The 2,998-nt window shown below is 63.2% G+C and carries 3 protein-coding genes; 2 read left to right on the plus strand and 1 reads right to left on the minus strand.

Translation table 11 applies throughout. The features are described from left to right. Positions 1 to 564: class I SAM-dependent methyltransferase (locus AC2VOK_RS00400; RefSeq protein ID WP_428898706.1), on the plus strand; the 564-nt coding region annotated here is incomplete at its 5' end. A 27-nt stretch (positions 565 to 591) separates the two neighbouring features. Here the strand turns inward: AC2VOK_RS00400 and AC2VOK_RS00405 are convergent. Next, positions 592 to 1,581, minus strand: a complete 990-nt coding sequence (locus tag AC2VOK_RS00405; protein WP_428898707.1) for a Gfo/Idh/MocA family protein — start codon at positions 1,579 to 1,581, stop codon at positions 592 to 594. Between the two features lie 109 nt (positions 1,582 to 1,690). Here AC2VOK_RS00405 and AC2VOK_RS00410 point away from each other — a divergent pair, with 109 nt between their 5' ends. Continuing rightward, a complete protein-coding gene (locus tag AC2VOK_RS00410) occupies positions 1,691 to 2,980 on the plus strand; it encodes a glycosyltransferase family 4 protein (protein ID WP_428898708.1) in 1,290 nt (429 codons plus the stop codon). Positions 2,981 to 2,998: the final 18 nt, after the last annotated feature.

Genomic DNA, 2,998 nt, shown 5'->3' on the forward strand with positions numbered 1-2,998 from the left:
CTAGCGTTGGGAGTCGATCCGAACCCGCGCCTACGGAAGCCTTTGGGACCCCGTCAGCGGGTTTTTGCGCAGACCAGTGACGATTTTTTTGCGCAGCATGATGTCTCCTCCGAGCTGGGCGGCAAGACGTTGGACCTCGCCTTCATCGACGGCATGCACCACATGGAGTTTGCCCTGCGGGATTTCATCAACGTGGAAAAGTACTGCTCTCCGGACTCCGTCATTCTGATCCACGACGTATACCCCATTGATGCGATGAGCGCCGCCCGTGAACGGGCTTCGTGGTTCTGGAGCGGGGATATCTGGCGCCTGATTTTGATCTTGAAAAAGTACCGGCCCGATCTGTCGGTCAACGTGATCGCGGCCCAACCGACAGGGCTCGCGATCGTGCAAAACCTGGACCCGCATTCCGGCGTCCTCGCAGAGCGTCAGCACGAGATCATTGATGAATTCCTGGCGCTGCACATCTCGGCGCTCGACGGACGGAAAGACGAGATGCTCAACCGATTTCCGAACGACTGGGCATCAATCGCTCGGCTCATCGACACGCACGGACGTGCTTAAACCTCACTGGCCCAACGGATTATCGGTTCAACTGGGCTGACGAAGCCGAAGTCCGGCAGCGCCATACATGGCGTCGATGACGGACATGTTCTCGACCGCTTCGTCCGGCGACGTCTTCACCGTCTCACCGCGCAGTACAGCCGCGGCGAAAGCATCGAGCTGATACGCGTAGGTGGAGCGCCCTGCCGTGAAGTTCTCCACTCGCTTACCCCGGCCTGACCGGACCGAAAACCGCTGGAAGGGTATCAGCGGATGCAGCCGCAACTCGCCACGGTCGCCCACCGCCCTTACCGTCAATCGCGGTAAATCGGTCGACCACATCGAGCAGTGAATCCGTCCGGTGCTTCCGCCGGCAAACCGCAATTCGGCCGTCATGACCCTGTCCACCTGCGGACCACGCAGTTTCGCCTGTGCCGAAACAACTTCCGGAGTCGAACCGCCAAACCTGCGCACCATGTCGACCGCATAACAACCGAGGTCCATCAGCGCGCCACCACCCATCGAATAGTTGTAGCGGTTGTGCGACGCCTGAGGCATCCAAAAACACCACTGCGCCTCCACCCGCTCAAGCTCGCCCAACTCCCCCGAGGCAAGGATCTCGTCAACGCGCACAGCGCAGGGATGGTAGCGATAATGGAAAGCCTCCATCACCACCCGGCCCGACTTGGCGGCCACCGCGGCGACCTCGCGGGCTTCCGCGGCATTGGCGGTGAGCGGCTTTTCGCACAGCACGTGCTTACCGGCGTCCAGCGCAGCGCGAGTCCACTTGCCGTGCAGGCTGATTGGGAGCGGGTTGTAGACCGCATCCACGTCCGGATCGGCGAGCAGCGCCTCGTAACTGTCGTGCACACGGCCGATGCCGTGTTTGGCGGCAAAGGCCTGAGCACGGGACACATCGCGCGCCGCCACTGCGGCCACCACCACTTCGCTGTTTGCCTGAGCGGGTTTGATGAGCGCAGCCGATGCAATACGCGCCGCTCCCAAAACGCCGATCCGCACCGAGGCGTTGTCAGACACGCACGGGATGCTAGCAGTTGCCCCCCACGGTCAGTCCGGGCGATGCGAGATAATGATAGTTGAACTGTCTTATGACAAAACGGACATCCGCGGATTGCTCAATCGGCGAATGCGCAGCCCGGTGCGAATCGCGCCGACGTACACTCTGGCAATGGTTGCCGCTGAGACCCTGCGCCGCATGGGAACCCGGCTTCGCGCGTTCGCGACTTCACGCAAAGCGAACCCAGTCCCCCGGGTGATGGCGATCTCGAACGTGGGTAGTTTCGGCGGAGGAGGCGCGCTCGATTTTCGTGACACGGTCGTGGCGATCCGGGAAAAGCGGCCCGACCTGGAGGTGGTCGCGGTCTGCCCCTGGAAGGGAAACCTGGGGGTAGAGTGCGCTCGGCACGGTATCGCAACCAAAGCCACTTTCCTACCGGGCTGGGCTTTCCTCGAACGGCTGCGCGCGCCACGTATCGAGGCGTTGATCGGCACGGTCCCCTACCTTGTGCTTTTCCTGGCAGGGATCGTACGCGCGGTGTTGCTCCTTGTTCGGCTGCGTCCGACGCTGGTGCTCACCAACACCATGACCATTCCTGCCCACGCGATCGCTGCCAAACTGCTCGGCATCCCGCACTACTGGATGATCCGCGAGTTCGGAAGAGACGACCATCGGCTGTGGTTCCTGTTCGGCTACCACAGGACCATCCGCCTGATCGGCAAGCTGTCGGAATCGGCGATCTGCAATTCACACGCCGTCCAGAATGCCCTTCTCGCGGTAGATCCGACGATGACGACGCACGTGGTCTACCCGGTTGTCGACACGCCCCTTGCCGCGCCGCCGCTGCGGCATCCCGGCGAGCCCCTGCGCGTGGTGCTGGTCGGTTACTTCTCCCAAGCCAAGGGACAACGCCTGGCAGTCGAGGCTGTTGCGCTGGCCCGGAAAGCCGGCGTCGACATCGAGCTGACGTTGGTGGGTAAAGGCAGCAAAAAGCCGCTTCGCAATCTTGCCCGACGCCTGGGCGTCGAGGACCTGGTGCACATCGACGGACCCACCCGCGACGTCGGACGCTACTGGTCGGCCGCCCACGTCGGCCTGATGTGCAGCCACTGCGAGGCGTTCGGCCGCGTCACCGTGGAGGCCATGAGAGCCGGGCTGCCCGTGTGCGGCACCGACACCGGCGGCACCCCCGAGATCATCAACCCCGGAGTCAACGGACTCCTCAGCCCAGCCGGCGACGCTCACGCACTCGCAGCCAACCTGATGACGCTCGAATCGGACGAGGATCTAAGGCGCAGCCTCGCCTTCGGCGCGGCGCACACAGCACAACGCTTCCAACGCGACCGTCACGACGACGAACTCACCACTGTCCTCGGCCTGCGTTGTCGACGTGAGCACCCCTGCTCGCGTGTGGATTGACGGGCCGGCCGGTCACAG

This window comes from Mycobacterium sp. TH-M116, assembly GCF_057473685.1.

What these genes read in the sequence shown, in the direction of transcription:
- AC2VOK_RS00410 (WP_428898708.1), top strand. Translation starts at nt 1,691, where the DNA reads ATGCGCAGCCCGGTGCGAATCGCGCCGACGTACACTCTGGCAATGGTT.